Below are 15,283 nucleotides of genomic sequence, written 5' to 3'. Positions count from 1 at the left end.
CCTAGACTATCCTGTTCCGGAGCCCGTAAGCCCCGGACCTTCATTCCGCCAGTCGCCTCAAGTCATTCTCCTGTAGGTACACAAGAGAGCTGCTCTAGCGCCCCGCTTCGATAAACGTAACCTTGTTAATCTCCCGTAACGTGGTGATTCCCGCCCGGACCCTCTCCAGCGCAGAGTCTCGCAAGAACCCCATCCCCTTCTCCTTCGCCTTCTTCCGAATCTCCGATCCCGGCTTCTTAGCCAGCAGCATCTCGCGAATCTCGTCATCCAGCTCCAGCAGTTCATGGATCGCCGATCTTCCGCGATACCCCGTTCCGCCGCACTCGATGCATCCCGCTCCCTCGCGAAAATCGAAGCCTCGCCAATCCGCCGGCTCCAGTCCGCTTGCGATCAGCTCCTCATCGTTATATCGGACATTCTGAACACAAAAATCACACACCTGCCGCACCAACCGCTGCGCCAGGATGCAGTTCAACGCGGACACGAAGTTATACGGCTCCACACCCATGTTCAAAAAACGTCCCAGCACGTCGACCACGTTATTCGCGTGGACCGTCGTAAACACCAGGTGGCCCGTCAGCGCCGAGTTGATCGCAATCTGAGCCGTCTCCGCATCGCGGATCTCGCCCACCAGAATCTTGTCCGGGTCGTGACGCAGAATCGACCGCAGCCCCCTCGCAAACGTGAGCCCCTTCTTCTCATTCACCGGAATCTGCGTGATCCCGCGAATCTGGTACTCCACCGGATCTTCGATCGTGATGATCTTGTCCTCGTCGCTCTTGATCTCATTCAACGCCGCATACAGCGTCGTCGTCTTACCCGAACCCGTCGGCCCCGTCACCAGCACCATCCCGTACGGCTCCTTGATGTACCGCCGGAACCGCGTCAGATCCTTCTCCGCAAACCCCACCACATCCAGCGAGAGCTTCGTGAACTTCTCGCTCATCGACTCCTTATCCAGCACGCGAAGCACGGCGTTCTCGCCATGCACCGTCGGCATGATCGACACACGAAAGTCGATCAGCCGCCCCTTGTACCGCACCCGGAAACGCCCGTCCTGCGGCACGCGCCGCTCCGCGATATCCAGCTCGCTCATGACCTTGATACGCGAAAGAATCGTCTGATGATGCTCCCGCGCAATCGGAGCCATCGCCTGCTGCAGCACGCCGTCGATGCGGTACTTCACCAGCAGCGAGTCGTCGAACGTCTCCAGGTGAATATCCGAAGCCCGCCGCTCCAGCGCCGTAAAGATCGTCGTATCCACCAGCCGGATAATCGGCGAGATATCCTCATCCGCCGTCAGCCGTTCGATCGAAATATTGGCGTCGTCATTTTCATCGTTCGACAACACATCAAACGCCAGACCCTCGCTCGCCTCATCGAGAACCCGCTGACTCTGCTCCGTCTTCTTCAACAGATCCGTAATCTGCGAGAGCGTCGCCACCCGGGTCACCAGCCGCTTCCCCAGCAGCCCCGAGATCTCGTCCAGCACCATCAACTTCGACGGATCGCTCACCGCGATCGCGAGCCGCCCCTCCATCTGCTCCAGCGGCACGAAGTTGTACCGGAACATCATGTCCACCGGCACGCTCTTAAATAACTCGTGCTGAATCTTGAAGTTCTTCAGATCGACAAAGTCGGCATGATAGCGCCGCGCCAGCGCCTGAGCGCGCTCCACTTCATCACTTCCCGTCTCATGGATCGGTATCGCTAAAGGTGTGGCCATATCTCGTAAGACTCCCCGCCGTCCGCTTTGGACAGCAAAATATCACAGCAACCTACAGTCATACTCACCCTCGGCGGCCTCCCCGTCCATTCCCTCCGGCCCCGTATCCCCTTACGGAACATACTCAGGAGCGCCAATCGGGTGCAGCGCCGTCACTTGCGGCAGATAGATCATTGCATCGAATGCGTCCGCCGGAACCGTCCAGTTAGGCTTCGTCGCATCTCCCGCCTCATACGTAATCGCTGGATACAGATGCGTCGCCTGCATCGTCTCCAGCCACTCCGACCACGCAGACCCATCCTGCGGGTCCCGCAGATCCACCAGCAGCGGTCCCGCCTCCCCCAGCGCCGCCGCAATGCTCCCCGCCGCCGGAGCATCGAACTTCGCCGCATGCAAACGCCTCGTCGCCATCGGACCTGTCGTCGGCTCAAACGCCCGCATGTACCCCGTCCCATACTCTTCGCCCAGGAAGAAAGCCCTATCCCCCAGCGTCCGCGCCAGATGATACCCCACCGTCTGCACCTTATCGCCCGCCAGCCGCCCCGGCCTCAGATGAACCGTATGCGTCACGATCACGCTTGGCGCACTCGACTCCGCCACCGCCGCCAACGCCATACGTCCCATCTCGAACTCACGCAGCCGCTGCCCTGCCTCATTTCCATTCGGCCCCTCGCCACGCATCTCCGCGGCCCGCCGCCCGCTCCGTACCGACATCACCGACCGCCAGGCATCGTCCTTCGCCGTACCCGCCGGCAGACCCCTCAGCACCGCCAGCAGCTCCACCAACGCCTTGTCATAATCCGCCGAGGCCGCCTTCTCCTCCGCGCTGGACGTCGCCTTCGCCGGCCCCTTCATCTTCTCCGCCGCCTCAGCCCCGACCCTCAACCGTTCGACCAGCGCCGCATCGATCTTCATCCCCGCCATCAGCTTCGCCAGCGCCAACTCCCCCGAAGTACCCGGCTCCACATCCATCCCCACCACCCGCACCATCTCCTTCGGATGTGCCTTGTTCCACTCCGCGACCCATCGCATCATATCGGCCTCTTCGACCGTGTTCCACAGAATCCCCAAATGGCTCCCAACGATCTCGTTCACATCCCCCACCCCACGCCGGACATACGCATCCAGCTCCAAGCCCTCCGCATACCCCAGCTCCAGGATCAGCGTCCGCATTCCCGCCCGCTCCACCAGGAACCGCACCAGCTTCGCATTCTCCAGGCGGCACTCATGCGTCCCATGCGTCGGCTCACTCACCAGCACCAGCCTCTTGCCCTTCACCATCCCCAGCAGAGGCTCATAGTCCGCCGCGCGATACGGTCCATCCGCCGCCGTAATCGGCGTAGCATGCGCCATCAACAGGCCGCGCGCCTCCGCCTGCCGCGCTGCGATCTCCGCCTTCGCGGCAGACTCATCCGTCGGCACCTGCGCTCCAGCGCTCGCACCCGCCCAAACCACCGCCGCCACCATACACAACCGACGCATCGTCACTGGCTCACGCCTCCCGCACTCAAGCTGAAGATCGGCAAATACAGCGCAATCAAAATCGTCACCACCACAAAACCCATCACAATCAGGATCAGCGGTTCAATCAGGCTCATGGCAGCCGTAAGATTCGTCTGCACATCCTCCTCGAAGAACTCCGCCACCGAGTTCAGCATCTGCGGCAGCGCACCTGTGCTCTCGCCCACCTCGATCATCTCGATCGCCAGCTCCGGAAACACCTTCGTCGCCTGCAGGCTCTCCGAAAGGCCCTTCCCCTCCCGCACCGTCTCCACGCTCCGGTAAACCGCAATCCCGATCTGCCGCGAATCGATCGACTTCGCCGCCGTCTCCAGACTCGGTACCAGCGGCAAACCACCCGTCAACAGCGTCGAAAGCGTCCGCGAGAACAACCCCACCTGGTACTTTAGCCAAACATTTCCAAACACCGGCAACGCAATCCGAACCCGGTCCACCGCAATCGCTCCCGCATCCGTCTTCACCCACCGAAACAACAGATACCCCAACACCGCTGCCACCACCAGCACATACAGCCCATACTGCTGGGCCACCCGCCCAAGATCCAGCAAAAACATCGTCAAAGCCGGCAGCTTCGTCCCCAACTGGTCATAAAGCTGCGCAAACCGCGGCACCACAAACGTAATCAGAAAGATAAAGAGCCCGATCACCATCACGATCAGCAGCGCCGGATAGATCAAACTCGCCTTCAGCTTCTTCCGGAACGTCAGCGAAACCCGCTGAAAGTCCAGAAATCGCTGCAAGACCTCCTCCAGGTTTCCCGACCGCTCCCCCGCCAGCAGCGTCGTCGTATAAACCACCGGAAACCCGCCCTGCGCCTCGAACGCCTGCGAGATCGACTCGCCCGTCTTCACCCGCGCTCCCACATCCTCCAACTGCGCCCGAAAATCCAGATTCTTCTGCCGCCGCCCCAACAGCTCCAGCGACCCCAAAATCGGCAATCCAGCCTTAATAAGCGTCAAAAACTGCTGGTTGAAGACCAGGAAGGTGTCCAGCTTCACCTTCTTCTTCCGCCCCCCGCCCCCCATCACGCCCCGCGCCTTCACGCTATAGACGTAGTACCCCGCCTGCGTAAATCGAGCCCGCAGCTCCTCCGCAGTCGCCGCCGCATGGGTCTGCTCCTGCACCCGCCCCCGCTCATCCGCCAGCCGAACCACGAACTCTGTCATAAACCCCTAAGACCGGACCAACATACATAACTCCGTACATCTTAGACGCTTCAACCGTTGGTTCGCCCAAACACCACCTTATCCCTCCACCGTTACAGCTTCATGCTCCTCGACATCTTTCAGCCACGCATAGTCGTAAGCCTCATGATCCATTATGGGAACCCGGACAAAATTCTCCGCCAGCGGAGGCGACTGCGTCTGCCACTCCAACCCCGTCGCCTGCCACGGATTATTCCCCGCAATCGCCCCATACCGCAACGACCACACCAGGTAAAACACCGGCATCAGGTATCCCACCCCCAGCACGGTCGCCCCCGCCGTCGACATCACGTTCAACACCTGGAACTCCGGTGGATACATGTGATACCTGCGCGGCATTCCCAGGTAGCCCAGCACGAACTGCGGCAGAAACGTCAGGTTAAACCCAATAAACGTAGTCACCGCCGCCAGCCGCCCAAGACTCTCCGGATACATCCTCCCCGTCAGCTTCGGCCACCAGAAGTGCAGCCCGCCAAGAAACGCCATCAGCATCCCGCCCACCATCACGAAGTGAAAATGCGCCACCAGGAAGTACGTCTCGGTCAGATGAATATCCATCCCCAACGACCCGAGAAACACCCCCGTCATCCCTCCAATCGTGAACAATCCGAGAAAGCCGAAGGCATACAGCATCGGCGTCTCGAACGTGATCGAACCATTCTGCATCGTTAGAGCCCAGTTGAAGATCTTGATCGCCGAAGGGACCGCCACCAGCATCGTCAACAGGCTGAACACCAGCGTCGAGTAGTTCCCCACCCCCATGATGAACATGTGATGTTCCCAGACAAAGAACCCAAACATCGCAATCGCCACCGACGAGAAAGCCACCGCCGAATACCCAAACACCCGCTTTCTACTAAACGTACTGATGATCTCCGAGATCACCCCCATCCCCGGCAGGATCATGATGTACACCGCAGGGTGCGAATAAAACCAGAACAGATGCTCGAACAGCAGCGGATCGCCACCCGTCGTCGGGTCGAAGACGCCGATGTGAAACGCCCTCTCCAGCGCGATCAGTGTCAGCGCCACCGCCAGCACCGGCGTGGCCAGCACCATAATGATGGAAGTCGCATAGTGCGCCCAGATGAACAACGGCAACCGAAACCACGTCATCCCCGGCGCACGCATCCTGTGGATGGTCACAATGAAGTTCAGCCCGGTTAGGATCGAGCTGAAGCCCGCGACAAACACTCCCACCGCCGTAGAGATGACATTCGTATTCAGGTAGTGCGTCGACAGCGGCGCAACAAACGTCCATCCCGTATCCACACCCCCCATCACCATCGCGCCCAGCACGATCACTCCACCCAACAGATACAGATACCAGCTCAGCAGATTGATGCGTGGAAACGCCAGATCCTTCGCCCCAATCATCAGCGGAACCAGAAAGTTCCCCAGCGAAGCAGGCACCGAAGGCACCAGGAACAGAAACACCATGATGATGCCGTGCATCGAGAACAGCTTGTTATAAGTGTCCGACGCCACCAGATCCGGCATTGGCGTCAACAACTCCAGCCGGATCATCCCCGCGAAAAATCCCCCGATACAAAAGAAGAAGCTCAACGAGATCAGGTACAAAATACCGATGCGCTTATGATCCTTCGTCAGCAGCCAGCTAAGAACTCCCTGCTCGCTGTTCAGGTAGTTATATCGCGGCAAAACAGCCCGGTCCTGCGGCGGAAGTCTCAAGATCGTATCGGACACAAATCCCTCCAGCGGGCCGCTCACGCATCTGCGTTCCCAGCAAGCGGCGCCTTGAGATCAGGCTAAGGAAATGTCTTCATTCGTTCTTGGAAGTTATTGCTCTGCAAGAGTTACTGCAGCCGCGAAAAAGAACTCGCAGCTCCATCGAAATGAGTCCGAATGCGTCCCGGCGTAACACCCGTATACCGCCGCACGGCATTCGTCAGATGAGCCTGATCGTAAAAGCCCGTCTCCAACGCGACATCCTTTGTCTCCATCCCAGCGAAGATCAACTCCTTCGCATGGCCGACACGCAATTGCATCTGGTAGGCATGGGGCGGCAAGCCGAACTGAGCGCGGAACCTCCGCAGCAGATGGTACTTGCTCAACCCCGCAATCTTTGCCAACGCATCCAACGCCACCGGCTCGGCCCAGGTCTCATGAAGATACTCACGCACCGAATCGAGGCTAGAAGCGCCAACCCTCACCTCGGAGCGCGCCTTGGTTGTAACAGAAGCCACCTGCAGCAAATGCGCAAGCCCAACGGCAAAGTGCGACTCCCGCTCCAACCTCGAGACTGAATCTTCGAGTCTCTTGTGCAACTGTAAAAACTGATCCGCGCCCCACGCATCCACAACCAGCGGTCGTTCGAATTGAAGCTCCCCGCCTAAACCAAGCTCCCGAGCCGAGGCATGGATCGTCTCCGGCGACAGGTACAACACCCGGTAGTGCCACCCCAGCTTCGGATCCAGGGCCTCACAATCGTGAATCTCCCCCGGATTCACCATCGATAAAGTCCCCGGCTCCACTACGTGCTCCACCCGGTTGTGCCGCATCAGCTCCGGACCCTTCGCCGTGGCGGCAATCATGTAGGTATCGTGCCAGTGAGGAACGAACGCATGGTGCCGGAAATCGGCTCGCAGCAGTTCAACGCCTGCCAACTCCGGCCAGCGCAACAGAAGCAGGTTCTCCCCCGGCGCACGGCCATGCTGCACCCGCCGTTCCCCCGTCGCCTCCGCCCCATCGTTTGCCGCAACTCTCATCCCGTAGCCACTTCCCCCATTGTCTCCCGCGCTCGATCCCCTGTTTTGGAAGAAATTGCTCCCCCAAACCCAAATCGACGAAATTAAGCCCCCAAACGCAAAAAGGCCCCGCCTCATCAGCGGGGCCTTCTCCAGTCCACCTGCTCAATCTTAAACGCTGAAGCTGGAACCACATCCGCAGGTGCTCTTCACTGCGGCATTCTCGAACTTGAAGCCAGCCGCCTCAAGCGTCTCCACGTAATCCACCGTGCAGTTGCTCAGGTACATGGCCGAGGTCGCGTCCACAAAAACCTTTAGATCGTCGAACTTATAGACTTTGTCCATCATGCCGCTCTGGTTTTCGAAGCTCATCGAGTATTGGAAGCCTGAACAGCCGCCTCCAACCACACCAATCCGCAGACCGGCGGGAACCGGTTCCTGGGTCGCCATAATCTCCCGAACCTTGACGATCGCGGCGGGGGTCAGCGTCACCGGCGTCGTTGAGCTGGGCGCTCCGGTTACGACTTCGGGGGTAACGGTAGGGGTCACAGTTGCTGTCGACATTGGCAATTTCTCCTGGTTGTTTCAGTCCACTTATAAGTGTATGCGCCCACTCACGCCGCCGCAAGTACTCCTCGCGGCCTTGAACGCCTTCTAGAGGAGTAGATGCAGCCCCCCAACATCGGATGCACCCCACCCCCGGAATCCTTCGGGCAGGATCAAAAATCCAAATCCAACCCTATCCGCTACCATCAAATGACTATGAGACTCCTCCGCTACATCGCGGCCGGCTTTATTAACTTCTTCAGCATCACCCAGCCGCCTCCCGAAGCCGAAAACCGCGCCGCTCTATATATAGCCGCCATGCTTCTGGCCGTACTCGCCTTCGTTGCAATCGTGATCACCTTCGCCGCCCACATCTTCAGCAAATAGTTAATTTTCTCCTCAAAAACCCGCAATTTATCTGGAAAATTCTCTCTTTACAGGCGTATGATTCCGCCGGACCGCCCCTCTTGCCCTCCGAGCCCGCGAAGCGGACCCGCCCGGTACACCGGAACGGTCGACATCGGCTCCCCGCCTCAAAGAAAGAGGATCTCGCGATGAATCCCCTCCATGCCATCCCCACCATGCTAATCATCTGGGCGGTCGTCACCGTCGCCTTCCTGCTTCTGCTCGCATATCGCGGACAGATCACACGCTACGAAGAAGACCAACTCTTTCTCAACGGCAGCAGCTCCAACGAAGAACAGCAACAGAACGAGATCGTACGCAAGGTCAATCGCATCGCACCCTTCGTCCGTATCCTCGGCGGCGCCGCCAGTCTCGTCACCGTCAGCATCGTCGGGCTCTGGATGTACGATGCCTGGACACGCCTCCAATAACCGGTAAGCGCCAACCACTGGCCTGCTGCGCACCGCCGCGACAGGCCATTCCCTCCACTCTCACTGCTCCAAACCGGGCGTAACATCCTCGCAACCCGGTGTAACAAGAGAGGCATACCTCCAATTGGTCATTTGCAAGCCACTCGCAGGAAGATACTCTTATCTCGAAGTTACGAAACCCTGATCTTCCTTTGCATGCATCCTACCCAGAAGTAGGGTACAAGCTTCTATTGACCCAATGACTCTCGCCAGGCCCCTTCAACCGCTCCGAGCACTTTGCCCCGAGGGGGGAGGAAACTATGAACCTTACTGCCGCCATCAACGCTATTCCTCTCATGCTCACGATCTGGGCAGCCTTCACCGCCTGCTTCGTCGCAATCCTCACCTATCGCGGCCAGCTCACCCGCTACGAGCAGGACCGCCTCTTCCTCACCAACATCAATCCTGAGGGCGAGCGCCGCCAAAGCGAGATCGTTCGCCGCATCCAGCAGATCCAGCCTTACGTACGCATCCTCGGCGCCATCACCACCCTCATCACCATCGGCATCGTAACCATCTGGACCCTGGACGCCTGGCAGACTCTCAACTCCTAGGAATGGCAGCGTGGAGACCGAAGTCTCCAGATCGCTCAGAAGCTGATCTTCGCCGCAAGCTGCATACCTCGCGCATTGCTGTCGAACACCTTCTCCGGATGGTTAAAGAGAGGGCTGCTCACCGTCTGAAACTGCGTCGAGATATTTGCCGCATCGTTGTTCCTCTGCACACCGTTCAAAGATCCAGGCAGATACTGCGCATGGTTCAGAACGTTGAATGCCATCGCCTGGAACTCAAACGCCACGCCCTCGGTAAGATTCAGCCGCTTGCTCAACGTCACATCAATGTTGTCGATCGGTCGTATCGGCAGCGTATTGCGAGCCGCCGTAGGCAACGTCCCCGCACCCGCCTGGATATAAAACGCATTCGGATTATCGGCGACATACCCCACCAGATTCGCATCGCACTGCGCCACTCCCGCCGGACACCGTCCAGCAAGTGTAGTGCTATACACCCCACTCACGCCCGACCCCGTTCCCTTCACGCCATTCGGATTCACGATCGGTCGATCGATCGTAGGAGAATCCCCATTCAAATTGGAGTTCACCCCCGACAACACCGTCGCGTACTCCGGAGACTCATAGGTATAGATCGGCGAAATCACCCAGTTCCCCACTCCATTCTTCATCAGCCAGTTCGAATGCTTGAAGTAGGGCAGGTCATACACCGCTGCAATAGTAAGACGATGCGTACGGTCCAGCGCCGAACGGCTATAGTCCGCCGCAACGTTCTGTGAGTCCTGCGGACGCCGTGGAGTCAACGGAGTAGAAAAGAACTCCGCCGTCGCATCGTCCATCGTCTTACTCCAGGTGTAAGCAGCATTCAATAAAAACCCATGCTGAAACCGCCGTTGAAGCGAGAGCGAAAGCGCGTTGTAGTTCGACTTCGAAGAAGGCGTGTAAGCCGTAATCCGCGTCGTAAAACCGTTAGCCATATAAGCCGGAACAATATTCGGCAGATCCTCCAGATCGGCCAGCGTATTGGCGGTAGGACTGGTCGCAATACTAGTGCTCCCCGTCAAATTAGTCGGCAATTGATTCATCGCAGTAACCGGCGATTGAACATTAGGATTCACCTGCGTCGGCAGATGAACTCCCCGCGTCCCCATATAACGAATCTCAGCCGTGTAATCCGCGCCGAACACGCGCTGCACCCCCAGCGACCACGTCTCCGCATAGGGCACCTGCTGGTTCGGGATAAACCCCGCCGTAATCGCCCGCAGCCCTGCAGGATCGCTCGGCAACGGAACCACCGAGGGCAATCCGCCACGCGCAAGAAAGTTCGGATCGCCCGATTGAGGTTGCCCTGCATCCCCCACGGTGTTGGTGGCGGATAACTGCGGAGGCAGACTCAATACCCCGAAGTTATCGAACAGAACGTCATACACCATACCGAACGCGGCGCGGATCGAAGTCCTGTCGTCCGGCGCAAAGTTTACTCCAATGCGTGGCGCAAAGTTCGTGTACTGCGGCCGGGGCGCGTGGAACTCGATCAGCCCCGGAACGCTCGCCGCGGCGTTGAGTTCCTGCAGCCGCTCCCCCGTCGGCACCGAGGTGAACTCATACCGAAGGCCATAGTTGAAAGTAAGCCTTGGGGTAGCGCGCCAGGTATCGTTCGCATACCCATACAACGCCGTCTGATCCCCATAGTAGGTGGCGTTCCCTGTAGAGCGCTGGCCCGAGCTCGTCGGCGCCAGATCGTGCAGAAACTCCGTCAGGTAGTTGTACTCGTAGTCCCCATTCGACCGTTGTGTGAACCGCTGGGGTGAGATCGCCTTGCGGCCATCGAAGCCCACCGCAAAAGTATGTCTCCCTTTCGTCCACGAAAGATTGTCCGTGAACTGATAGAGATTTTGGACCGACAAATTGGGAGCGTCCCCGTCAGGTCCATAGGTAAGCTGCCCTTGATCCCCAAACAACAGGTTCGGAAAGGCATCCAGCCCCGGATAAGTATTGGTAGGCGTGGGAATCTGATCTCTGAAACGATGAAACCCGATACGAGCCTCATTCATCAGGTTCGGAGTAAAGGTATGAATCTCGCTCAGAGCGACGAGATGATTGATAAGTGGCTCCCGCTGATAGAAGAACGGCAGTTCGGCAGACGTGTCCGGCGACGAATCATCGCTGTAGAGATATCGCAGACGCAGACTATCCCTGGGCGAGATCGTCCAGTCCGCGCTCGTGGTCAGCGCCTTCGTCAGATCTTTTGAAGGTCCCGCCACCTGGTAGTTGCCTGCGGGAATATCGACCCGATTCTGCGATCCGAAGACCGGCCCCAGACTGTTCGCCGCATAAGGGATAACCCCCGTCTTAGCCGTGTCACTATAGATCGCAATCGTCTGCGGACCCGAAGCCTGGTTGAAGCAGGCCGCATCGTTCGCCGCGTTGATCTGGTTCGTCACCGCTGGGGTGTACATCGCAAGTTGAGCCAGATTGTTCGCATTCAGGTTGTAGGCACCGGCAATCGCGTTGAGTTGCGCCAGTCCTGCCACCGTCGGAACACAAATATTCTTCTGAAGAATCTTATTCGTCGTATGCCGCTCGAAATTAGCAAAGAAGAAGACCTTATCCTTCAGGATCGGACCACCCAACTGGCCGCCATAACGATTATCGTCAAAGCCCGTGTTTGGAATCTTCTGCCCCGCAGGCGCACTCTCCGCATTTAGATTGCGATTTTGAAAATACTCATAAATCTTTCCATGAAACTTGTTCGTCCCATGGACGACATCCACGTTGAACTGTCCTCCGGATGAGTGCCCAAACTCTGGCGAAAACTGATTTGTGATCAGGGAAAACTCGCCCACCGCATCGTTCGGAACATTCACATTCGGTCCCGTGGCCACCTTATCGTTGTTGTCGATGCCCTCGATGGTGAAGTTGTTATTGCGTTGCCGCTGCCCACCCACCGAAGGCCCGACGCCAGTTCCAAGCCCACCCGTCGACGCTACATTCGGGCTCAGCAAGGAGGCATTCAGCACGCTGTTCACTCCCATCGTCGTGCTCGGGAAGTTAGACAGCTCCTGTGTTCCAAAGCTCTGCGTCAGGTTCATCGAAGTCGTATCCAGGTTGGCCTTCGCCTCTGCCGATACATCGACGCTGAGGGTCGTCCCGCTCGGCGCAAGCGTAAGAGCCACGTTGGACCGCTTGTTCAAGTCGATGCGAACGTTCTTCAGCGTGTAGATCGCAAACCCCTTCGCCGAGGCGCTCACATCATAGTTACCCGGCAGAAGATTCGAGACGCGTATCTGTCCGCTCGACGTTCCTCGAACTGTCGTCTTGACTCCCGTATCCACATTGGTGACCACAACCGTTGCGTCTGCAATAAACGCACCTGTAGAGTCCACCACCTTGCCCGTCAAATCGCCGCTGGTAGCCTGCCCCAACGCGATACCTGCAACCAGCAACAGAACGCCAAACATACCTGGGAGGTATAAGTGCTTCATCTGAATTGAATGTCTCCTTCAAGTCCTGTGTTACGTCCATTCGGCGCAAGAGAACCTCTCAGCGGGCGGCAACTACAAAACATTGCTCGACTCGCACCGGTGGCGTGGGTGAATGATTGAGATCTGATTAAGGGGCAATCAAAATCGTGCAGAGTCAACCGCCGCACGAACTTGTAGCTCTCTGAGCCCCATACGGTCTAAGAAGAGAAGATGATTTGTTCCTGGCGGTAGACGCATCAGGCTTCGATCGAATCTGCTCCCTAACTCTCGGCCACTGGCTTGCGCCAGACCATCCATTGCAAGTTTCGAGGTCTATCCTAAAACACCGGCAGAGCTGACAGCGTCGTCTGTATAACCGACGGCAATACAGGCTTGGATTCACCTTCCTCTCAACTTCTTGCTTTTCCCCAGCAAAATCGCATGTCAAGCCCCCAAAAATCCTAAGCCGCTCAAAACAAAGTGAATAAACTTAAATAAAAGTGGCACTTTAGTTTTGGTCAAATGGATAAAATTGAAGTAGAAGGAAAGATCCAAGCAGTTAAGGCCCGGCCCAAAAAGCCGGGCCTTCGCATTTAACACGCCTGGCAGAGGGTTCTCGAAGTCCAAAGCCAAGCCTCATCATTCGAAGAATTTAAGCAAGAAACCCCGGGGGAGGGGGTCCACACCATGAACGACACCGCCGACCGCCACCAGTGCCGCCACATCTTCGCCGACGGCCGCCACTGCGGCAGCCCCAGCCTGCGCCAGCAGCACTTCTGCTACTTCCACCATCCCACCCGCCGACCCGTCCCAACCTCTGTACGAAACGACCGCCGCAGCCGCCGCGCCACCTTCGAAATCCCTCTGCCGATAGACCGCACCACTGTCCAGCAAGCGATCGACATCGTCATGCAGCGCATCGCCTCCAACGACCTCGACGCTCGTCGCGGCAGCGTCATCCTCTACGGCCTCCAGATCGCCAGCCTCAACCTCCCCAAACTCACCCCGGCCCCAAACCAAAATCCAGAGTGAGTCGCGGGTCGTCCACAACCAGCAGAAGAGGCCGGAGGCATCGCTGCCTCCGGCTCCTGGTGACCGCACTGCACTTGTGGATTGTGCACTTCTATCGTGTCGTAGCCGCCGTGTGATAGAAAGACAGTTCTGGCGATCCGATTGCCAGCCGCCGAATCACGGCGGAATTTATCAGAAAAGCGGCACCCCAGCGGTGTTGGCGTGGAGATGTGATGGCTGAAGCTACTTGCGATATTGGATTGATTGGGTTGGCGGTGATGGGACAGAATCTAGTCCTGAACATGAACGACCATGGATATAAGGTTGCCGTGTTTAACCGGACCGTCTCCAAGGTGGATGAATTTCTGAACGACGAAGCCAAGGGGACGCAGGTCGTCGGTGCCCACTCGGTGGAAGAGATGTGCTCGCTGCTGAAGACGCCGCGGCGAGTGATGATCATGGTGAAGGCCGGGGATGTAGTCGATCAGACCATCGAGCACGTCCTGCCCTACCTCGAAAAGGGCGACATCATCATCGATGGCGGAAACTCTCTGTTCACCGACTCCAACCGGCGGACGAAGGACCTCGCAGCCAAGGGAATTCTGTTCATCGGAACCGGAGTCTCCGGCGGAGAAGAAGGAGCTCGCTTCGGCCCTTCGATCATGCCTGGCGGCAACAAAGAGGCATGGCCGCATGTGAAGGAGATCTTCCAGGCGATCGCCGCGAAGGTAGAAGATGGAACACCGTGCTGCGACTGGGTCGGTCAGGATGGCGCGGGACACTATGTGAAGATGGTCCACAATGGCATCGAGTACGGCGATATCCAGTTGATCTGCGAGGCGTACCAACTGATGAAGGATGGACTGGGGATGACCGCGGACGAGTTCCACGATGTCTTCACGGAGTGGAACAAGGGTGAGTTGGATAGCTATCTAATCGAGATCTCAGCGACCATCTTCGCCAAGAAAGATGAAGATGGCACGCCCATGCTGGACAAGATCCTGGATACGGCTGGACAGAAAGGCACCGGAAAGTGGACGGCGATCTCCGCCCTCGATCTCGGCCAGCCCGTGACATTGATTGGCGAGAGCGTCTTCGCTCGCTGCCTCTCTGCATTGAAAGATGAGCGCGTGGCAGCTTCAAAGGTTCTGAATGGACCCAAGAAGGTGCTGACCATCTCCGAGAAGAAGGAGTTCATCGAGGATGTGCGGCGAGCGCTCTACTGCTCGAAGATCGTAAGCTACGCGCAGGGTTACATGCTGCTGCGAGCGGTCGAAAAAGAGCAGAACTGGGAGCTAAATATGGGCGGAATCGCGTTGATGTGGCGCGGCGGCTGCATCATTCGCAGCGCGTTCCTGGGCGACATCAAAGCCGCCTTCGACAAGAATCCCAAGCTGCAGAATCTGCTGCTCGATAACTTCTTCTCAGACGCGTTGAACAAGTATGGCTGGTCCTGGCGCAAGGCCATCATCCACGGAATCGAGATCGGCGTCCCGCTGCCGGCATTTTCCACCGCCTTGGCGTTCTACGACGGCTACCGCACGGAGCGTCTGCCCGCGAACCTGCTGCAGGCACAACGAGACTTCTTCGGCGCCCACACCTACGAGAGAGTCGACAAACCACGAGGCGAGTTCTTCCACACAAACTGGACCGGACGCGGCGGGCGAGTCTCTTCGTCAACGTATAACGCCTAGATTGCAGCAAAAAGCGAGGCG

12 protein-coding genes are annotated in these 15,283 nt (G+C 58.0%); 5 read left to right on the top strand and 7 right to left on the bottom strand.

The annotated features are described in order from the left end of the window. Positions 1–94: 94 nt before the first annotated feature. The 6 genes from HB393_RS17925 to HB393_RS17900 form a co-directional block, all read right to left on the bottom strand. Positions 95–1,726: a GspE/PulE family protein gene (locus HB393_RS17925; protein WP_213806570.1), complete on the bottom strand. Its 1,632-nt coding sequence runs from the start codon at positions 1,724–1,726 to the stop codon at positions 95–97. 111 nt (positions 1,727–1,837) lie between these two features. Further along, positions 1,838–3,208: an erythromycin esterase family protein gene (locus tag HB393_RS17920; protein WP_213806569.1), complete on the bottom strand. Its 1,371-nt coding sequence runs from the start codon at positions 3,206–3,208 to the stop codon at positions 1,838–1,840. 2 nt (positions 3,209–3,210) lie between these two features. Continuing rightward, positions 3,211–4,413 (bottom strand): type II secretion system F family protein, encoded by a 1,203-nt coding sequence (locus HB393_RS17915; protein ID WP_213806568.1) that lies wholly within the window; start codon positions 4,411–4,413, stop codon positions 3,211–3,213. Between the two features lie 78 nt (positions 4,414–4,491). Then, a complete protein-coding gene (locus HB393_RS17910) occupies positions 4,492–6,159 on the bottom strand; it encodes a cbb3-type cytochrome c oxidase subunit I (RefSeq protein ID WP_213806567.1) in 1,668 nt (555 codons plus the stop codon). Between the two features lie 110 nt (positions 6,160–6,269). Next, complete coding sequence (locus HB393_RS17905; protein ID WP_213806566.1) at positions 6,270–7,181, bottom strand: AraC family transcriptional regulator; 912 nt, start codon at positions 7,179–7,181, stop codon at positions 6,270–6,272. 150 nt (positions 7,182–7,331) lie between these two features. Beyond that, complete coding sequence (locus HB393_RS17900; RefSeq protein WP_213806565.1) at positions 7,332–7,724, bottom strand: iron-sulfur cluster assembly accessory protein; 393 nt, start codon at positions 7,722–7,724, stop codon at positions 7,332–7,334. Positions 7,725–7,826: 102 nt separating this feature from the next. Between HB393_RS17900 and HB393_RS17895 the strand changes: the two genes are divergently transcribed. From HB393_RS17895 to HB393_RS17885, 3 genes are all read left to right on the top strand, one after another. Continuing rightward, positions 7,827–8,093, top strand: a complete 267-nt coding sequence (locus HB393_RS17895; RefSeq protein ID WP_213806564.1) for a hypothetical protein — start codon at positions 7,827–7,829, stop codon at positions 8,091–8,093. Between the two features lie 167 nt (positions 8,094–8,260). Next, positions 8,261–8,542, top strand: a complete 282-nt coding sequence (locus HB393_RS17890) for an odorant receptor (protein WP_213806563.1) — start codon at positions 8,261–8,263, stop codon at positions 8,540–8,542. Between the two features lie 299 nt (positions 8,543–8,841). Beyond that, positions 8,842–9,135: a hypothetical protein gene (locus HB393_RS17885; RefSeq protein ID WP_213806562.1), complete on the top strand. Its 294-nt coding sequence runs from the start codon at positions 8,842–8,844 to the stop codon at positions 9,133–9,135. A 35-nt stretch (positions 9,136–9,170) separates the two neighbouring features. Here HB393_RS17885 and HB393_RS17880 read toward each other — a convergent pair whose 3' ends face one another. Continuing rightward, a complete protein-coding gene (locus HB393_RS17880) occupies positions 9,171–12,578 on the bottom strand; it encodes a TonB-dependent receptor (protein ID WP_213806561.1) in 3,408 nt (1,135 codons plus the stop codon). Positions 12,579–13,244: 666 nt separating this feature from the next. On the opposite strand from HB393_RS17880, the gene HB393_RS17875 reads away from it, so the two are divergent. Together HB393_RS17875 and gnd are read left to right on the top strand one after the other, a co-directional pair. Continuing rightward, complete coding sequence (locus HB393_RS17875; RefSeq protein WP_213806560.1) at positions 13,245–13,589, top strand: hypothetical protein; 345 nt, start codon at positions 13,245–13,247, stop codon at positions 13,587–13,589. A 212-nt stretch (positions 13,590–13,801) separates the two neighbouring features. After that, positions 13,802–15,262 (top strand): decarboxylating NADP(+)-dependent phosphogluconate dehydrogenase, encoded by a 1,461-nt coding sequence (gene gnd / locus HB393_RS17870; protein ID WP_213806559.1) that lies wholly within the window; start codon positions 13,802–13,804, stop codon positions 15,260–15,262. Positions 15,263–15,283 lie beyond the last annotated feature (21 nt).

This window comes from Granulicella sp. dw_53 (assembly GCF_018449545.1).
Classification (GTDB): Bacteria; Acidobacteriota; Terriglobia; order Terriglobales; family Acidobacteriaceae; genus Edaphobacter.
Note: the sequence above shows the minus strand (reverse complement) of the source record. Positions and strands in the feature narration are given on the sequence as shown.

Bases quoted from the DNA above. Each gene is read 5' to 3' on its own strand.
- HB393_RS17920 (WP_213806569.1), bottom strand. From the start codon at position 3,208: ATGCGTCGGTTGTGTATGGTGGCGGCGGTGGTTTGGGCGGGTGCGAGC.
- HB393_RS17900 (WP_213806565.1), bottom strand. From the start codon at position 7,724: ATGTCGACAGCAACTGTGACCCCTACCGTTACCCCCGAAGTCGTAACC.
- HB393_RS17890 (WP_213806563.1), top strand. From the start codon at position 8,261: ATGAATCCCCTCCATGCCATCCCCACCATGCTAATCATCTGGGCGGTC.
- HB393_RS17880 (WP_213806561.1), bottom strand. From the start codon at position 12,578: ATGAAGCACTTATACCTCCCAGGTATGTTTGGCGTTCTGTTGCTGGTT.
- gnd (WP_213806559.1), top strand. From the start codon at position 13,802: ATGGCTGAAGCTACTTGCGATATTGGATTGATTGGGTTGGCGGTGATG.
- HB393_RS17915 (WP_213806568.1), bottom strand. From the start codon at position 4,413: ATGACAGAGTTCGTGGTTCGGCTGGCGGATGAGCGGGGGCGGGTGCAG.
- HB393_RS17905 (WP_213806566.1), bottom strand. From the start codon at position 7,181: ATGAGAGTTGCGGCAAACGATGGGGCGGAGGCGACGGGGGAACGGCGG.
- HB393_RS17895 (WP_213806564.1), top strand. From the start codon at position 7,827: ATGCAGCCCCCCAACATCGGATGCACCCCACCCCCGGAATCCTTCGGG.
- HB393_RS17925 (WP_213806570.1), bottom strand. From the start codon at position 1,726: ATGGCCACACCTTTAGCGATACCGATCCATGAGACGGGAAGTGATGAA.
- HB393_RS17875 (WP_213806560.1), top strand. From the start codon at position 13,245: ATGAACGACACCGCCGACCGCCACCAGTGCCGCCACATCTTCGCCGAC.
- HB393_RS17885 (WP_213806562.1), top strand. From the start codon at position 8,842: ATGAACCTTACTGCCGCCATCAACGCTATTCCTCTCATGCTCACGATC.